This is a genomic window from Ruegeria sp. YTSB088 (genome assembly GCF_059609825.1).
On record NZ_JBXWMM010000028.1, the window covers coordinates 1 to 5675 of the forward strand.

Sequence of the window (5675 nt, forward strand, 5' to 3'; positions counted from 1 at the left end):
CGAAGGTCTTCCTATCCGCAATCGCACTCGCAGCTACCGTCCTGTTCTGGCTGTAATTTAATGAGTCTGGAGCCTAATAGTGATACTGCGGGCATCGTCCTTCAAGACATCACCGGAAGAAACATTCGTTTTCCTGAAACTGTCGGAAATTCGCACCGGTTTTACGTGGGCGATGACCAGGTTCTAAAACACAACATGAGCTGTCAGCCTGCGAGGCAACCTTACTGGTGACTGAGAGTATTTTGAGTTAGGGGCCTGGCGGCATACCAGGCCCTCTCTAGTCAAGTCCTAGCGCTAGAGACCTCGAAGTGGGTATTCACCACACGCAACAAGTGCTCATAATCACCCTGAACGGCGTCCTCCAGAAAAGTCTGAATTCTGGCTTGTTCGGCTCCTGCTTTTTCGGCTGCGGTCTGGCAGCGTGCCAGCACTTCAAAGGCGTTGCCGCTTGTCCTGGGCAGGTCGATGGTTGCAAGTTTTTTCATGTCAAATCCTCATTTAGAATACCGGGCAACCATTGCAGGTCGAAATTAATCTCAGGTATAAGAATTGTGGATTTTGCACCGATCCAGAGACTGTTTGGGATTTAACATAAGTCGCAATTATGCAGCCTTTGTGTTCTGGTCGGCCAATTACCCGCTGCATCCGAACATCGGACACTCGTGAATTTTCCTTCAGCGGCAGCCGTGAGCACAAAGTTCAAAGTGCTTCTCCACACACTAAGGTCTGCGATGCGCAGTAAGCGGACTTTGCAAAGTCCTGCGGCGCCCCCTAACACAATAAAAATCGGAAACCATGAATTTGAATATTGCGAACAATCCAGACGTCAAAACCATATGTTCGCTTTCAATATGAACATGAGTTCCCAACTCATTTTCACAGACGTTCTGTGTCCGAAACCCGCTAATCAGATATGTGAGCAAGCTCTCCATCCCAGTCCTCTGCCGGGATTTTGGGTTCCAGCGGATCAGCGATGTACGAAGGCGTCATTATCTGTGTGCCATTTTCATTGAACACGTCGACAATGTTCTCTCGAAGATCGGACAAGATCTTCGGTAAGCTCGACCCGCGAGATGTGTATGCGTTGATTTCATAGTTTATCGCATAGTCGGCCAACTGGGTCCAAAGCACGAAAGGTTCGGGATTTTTCCTCAACCCCTGAGTTCGATGAGCTGCCTCTACCAGCATAGCTTTGATTTTCTTGGGTGGTTCCTCATACCCGATACCGACCGTAGTATGAACCAAGAGCCCGCGGCCATCCACTTTGCGTGAATAGTTCACAACTTCGGAATTGAGGAGTTGAGCGTTGGGAATGCTGATCATCTCGTTCTTAATCGATTTGATGAGTGTTTCCATCAGCTTTATCTCGGTTACGTCTCCGATCTTATCACCAACCTGAATACGATCACCTACATTGGTGCTACGTCTATAAATGACGAACAAACCAGCCATCATATTCGAGACAACTGTGTTGGACCCCAACGAAACCATGATACCGGCAAGAATTGTCAAGCCTTGGAACGCTCGAGAGTCAGATCCGGGAATGTAGGGGTACGCAAACACCAGCGCGATAACAATCAGCAAAGCCCTGAACAGCATTTTAGTTGGCGCAATCCAGTGTTCTTCGAAGTCTTTCAGTTCGAAGGCTCCGCTCTCTATGTTTTCGAAGAATAGATCGAGGCCCCGAATTCCCAGTCGGGTCACGGCGGCAATAATCGCAAGCATGATCAAATTGGGAATGTATCCGACAATCGCCAGCACAACACTGACCAGCGGCTCGCTCACGTACTTCAGCAGTATTTGGGCTATGCCCTGCGTTTCCGCGAAAGAAAGCAGAACCAGAGAAAGGTAATAGTAGAAGAAGAAGAGAAACAGCACCCACAACAAAATGTGGATTGCGTAAACGATGATTGAAGCAATGGCCCTGCTTCTCAATATCGATTGCGTAGCTTCCTCAAACCCTTCTGCTCGCTTTTGCAAATTGCTTCTGATGTACTCCAACAGCTTTCGCCGTTTGGCAAAGAACGCATACGAAACCAGCGCAAAAATTACCGTCCAGGCGACAGCGGCAATCGCACTGTCTACTAGCCCCTCATTGGATCGCGCTTCACGATATTGCAGGATCGCGGTTTCAATAGCCTCGGCCTGTAGTGCAGCCAAACTTTCGACGTCCATCTGTTCGTATTCGGCATCCGCTTGGGTCGTCGTTGTAATCATCTGGCCGTCGGCTCTTATGAGTTTCCCAAACTCGGAATCCATGATTTCAACATTTACGCTCGAACTTTGAGATGCATCGCCAACCTTGGAAAGGCGCTCAGCAACCTTGTCGGCGCGCTCAGTTGCCGGAAGAGCGCTGGAACCACGAACGACGAACAACTCCTCGCCATCGACAATCACCGGCGCAATGAACTCGGGATTATCTTGTTCTTCAGGCGGTGCAAGTATTTCCTCGGACTGCGCGAGCGCGACGCTGCTTGCAAACAAAACAGCCGTGAACCAAACAGCAAAAGCTCTCATGACTTTGCTCCCTCTACGGGTATCAAATGAACATCGCGTTGTGGGAAAGGTATCGAAATCCCCTCTTCGTCAAATCGTTCCTTTGCTTGCCCCGTCAAATCCCAGTACACGGTCCAGTAGTCGTCCGATTTGGACCAGGGGCGACAGAAAATATTGACTGAATTGTCTCCCAGCTCGCCTACGAACACTTCAGCTTCGGGTGTCTTCAAACAAAGTTCGTGTTTCGCAACCAGCTCTTTGAGCACGTCAATTGCTTGCGCAGCTTTGTCGGAATACGCGATGCCAAAAACCAGATCGACCCGGCGCTCTTCCGAGGCGCTGACGTTTGTAATCACGTCCCCCCAGATCTTACTGTTCGGAACGATAATGATTTGGTTGTCAAACGTACGGATTTTCGTAGAAACCACGGACATTTCATCCACAAAACCAGATGATCCCCCGACCTGAATGTAGTCGCCGGTATCAAACGGCTTTAGCACCATAATCATCAGACCGCTTGCGAGATTGCCTAACGTTTCCTGAAGCGCAAAACCGAGGATGAAAGACAAACCGCCAAGCACAGCGAATAGCGGTGTGACATTCACCCCAAACAGGGCCAGGACAACAAGTATCCCAAGAACGAAAACCGCCCAGAATACCGCCGTGGCGATGAAGCGCTTCAACATCCTCGAAATAGTTGGGATTTTGTTTAAGCCGCGCTCAGTGAAGCGTCGCACCGTTCGGGCGACAAACATCATTGCCCAGACAGCCAGCAAAACACCCAGAGCGGCCATCAGCAGACCAATTCCCCCTTCCCATGAAAACAACCAAGCCCAAGCATTTTGAAACAGTGTCTGAACGTCAGTTGTTTTGAGGGCTCCCGCCTTTATCGCAAGAATGTAGTCTGTATGCGGTTTTAGATCCTCTGCCTTGGCCCCTTTTAAAGTCCACGCCTCAAGTACGAGACGATAGTTGTTCAGAACCGCCGATCCGGAGTCATTTAAGGATGCCAGTTGTGACCTCAGGCTATCTTCCTGATCACCACTTGAAGTCCGAAGTTTCAGATTTAATTGAGCGACTTCTTCAAGTTGAGTACGTACATAACCTTGCCAGGTGCCCGCGAGCTCAGAAAGTTCTTCCGCAGTAAAGGGAACAAGCAGGATTTCCATGTCATCCTCGGAAATCGATTCATCAACGACTTCGACAAGAGTTTCGTCTTGTTCCACCTTGGCGGCGTCCTGCTCACTAGTGGATTCCTGCGCACTGGCAGGAAAAGCACTCAAGAATATCGCAATGCCTAGGAATAGCCAAATCAGCCCGGCTCCAAGTATTCGTGTCATGTCTCCGTCCCCCTTCTTTAAGGGTTGAAAAGAGCATAATGAGACGCAACAAATCCACACTTATATTAAGATTTGAATATTTTGGATTTCAGGGCATCTTTAGGTGGGCCTGTTTTTAGGCCGATTGCCACTGATCACGCTTGCTTCTTTCCATTTCTGACCGCATCTCTGAACGAGATCACGAAACAGATCAGGCATACTGCCCAAATCACACCCTTCAAAATTACCGAATTTACGTCTTCGTGCGGGTGATCTGGCCGAAAGGTCTGCTGGCGTAGCCATGCCTCCAGATGGGCCGCAAAGGGCACGAACATCCCACCGGTGGCATAAGCCCAAGCGGACGCCATCAAGGTTGGTCCGTACCTGTGTCCCGCGCGCCAGACTAACGCCGCTGCGAGCAGCAAAAGGCCACAAAGATAGTCTTCGATCATCGTCGTGGCGTTAATCGAAAAATATCCGATGCCACGGCGGGCCGTTTCGCCAAGCAGGAAAACAGCAACCATGACCCAAGTCAGGATGTAAACAATCCGCAAAATGATTTCTCCGGTTCCGTTGAAAAGTTGTCAGGAGCGACGTCACTCGCTCCTGACAAAAAACAATCAATCGAGCAGTTCGATATCACCAGGGCGCCAGGTTTTTTCGAACCAAGGTTCCGTCGGACTGTAGAGCCGCAGGATGGCAAAAAAGCCTTTCCCCGGAACGGTTTCGATCCAATTGTCTTCCCAGCCTTCCGGTGCTTCAGGACCGAAATACAGATCAACAGAACCGTCCTCGTTGTAAGTCACTTTTTCCTTATGCTTTTCGCTGTTGTAGCTTGGGAAAGGTTGACTCGTCTGAAGCTGGGATCGTGTTTGCGGATCGTATAACACAATTGAAAGGAAGTTCTCTGCCGGCGGGTCCGCAGGAATGTTCAAACGATACGTTTTGCTACCATCAAGATAGTCACCATTTTCGTCCAGCGCCCCCCATGCGTATTGCGAACCTTTTCCCACTAGCTTCAGCGTCATTGCGGGCGTGTTCACAGTTGCGAAATAGAAAAACTCGGTGCGACCATCAAGATCACGACCGCCTGCACCTTCGTCACGCAGGAATTCATAGTTTCCACCCGGGAACCCAATTTTCCAGTAGCTGCCTTCGTAGATGAAATCAGCTGGATTGCGCTCATACCAAAGCAGCGTGCGCGCAGTCGCGTTGGCGACTTCTGCGGCTTTGATCAAGATGTTCTTCATTCTCAAGTCAGGCGCAAATGGCTTGCCTTTTTGAACGCCGATGGATGCGAACAGTCCACGCAGTTCCGGGTCAAGAAAAGCAACAGGTTCACGATCAATGACTTCGTGCAATTCCTTGAAGAAATCAAAATCTGTAGAGTGAATGGTGTTGTATGCGACGCCGGATTTGTCGACAAACATCATCTCGGGCGGGTTGTCCTTTTCCGCAAATGGGTAGATTTTCAAACCCTCACGAAAGAGTTGGCTCGAAAAATCCGGCTTACCGTCTTTCAGAAACCCACGGGCGATGAACCAGTTTATCCAGCTGGTGGATTGAGCCACGTAATAGGTTTCACCGTCGATCTCGGTCTCCTGACCACCAACCGGGCCCTGCAATTCGCCTTCGTAGTCAGGTGGCAGAATTAGATACTTTCCGCCCTCCCCGGCGTCCGGGCCGGGTGCGCCTGTGTCAACTACAAACCGGAAGAATGCGTCGTTCACGGTGCCGGGGCCAGTACCCGCTGGAAGCTCGATGACCGTCGGCCCGTCTTCTTTTAGGCTCCAGACTCATTAAATTACAGCCAGAACAGGACGGTAGCTGCGAGTGCGATTGCGGATAGGAAGACCTTCG

Annotated in this window: 5 protein-coding genes and 1 pseudogene; all 6 read right to left on the reverse strand. The window is 50.2% G+C overall.

Annotated features, from left to right (window positions below; translation table 11 throughout):
- Positions 1 to 281: 281 nt before the first annotated feature.
- On the reverse strand, positions 282 to 485 hold the full coding sequence (locus AC2FFA_RS22430; protein WP_496853296.1) for a hypothetical protein: 204 nt from the start codon (positions 483 to 485) through the stop codon (positions 282 to 284).
- Between the two features lie 418 nt (positions 486 to 903).
- Positions 904 to 2517, reverse strand: a complete 1614-nt coding sequence (locus AC2FFA_RS22435; RefSeq protein ID WP_496853297.1) for a mechanosensitive ion channel family protein — start codon at positions 2515 to 2517, stop codon at positions 904 to 906.
- Positions 2514 to 3836 (reverse strand): mechanosensitive ion channel family protein, encoded by a 1323-nt coding sequence (locus AC2FFA_RS22440; RefSeq protein ID WP_496853298.1) that lies wholly within the window; start codon positions 3834 to 3836, stop codon positions 2514 to 2516. The genes AC2FFA_RS22435 and AC2FFA_RS22440 overlap by 4 nt, the downstream gene beginning before the upstream one ends.
- 134 nt (positions 3837 to 3970) lie before the next feature.
- Positions 3971 to 4369: a hypothetical protein gene (locus AC2FFA_RS22445; RefSeq protein WP_496853299.1), complete on the reverse strand. Its 399-nt coding sequence runs from the start codon at positions 4367 to 4369 to the stop codon at positions 3971 to 3973.
- 66 nt (positions 4370 to 4435) lie between these two features.
- Entirely contained in the window at positions 4436 to 5248 is an 813-nt protein-coding gene (locus AC2FFA_RS22450; RefSeq protein ID WP_496853300.1) for a DUF1214 domain-containing protein, read from the reverse strand.
- A 39-nt stretch (positions 5249 to 5287) separates the two neighbouring features.
- Positions 5288 to 5584: pseudogene (locus tag AC2FFA_RS22455) on the reverse strand (DUF1254 domain-containing protein); the annotation flags it as partial.
- Positions 5585 to 5675: the final 91 nt, after the last annotated feature.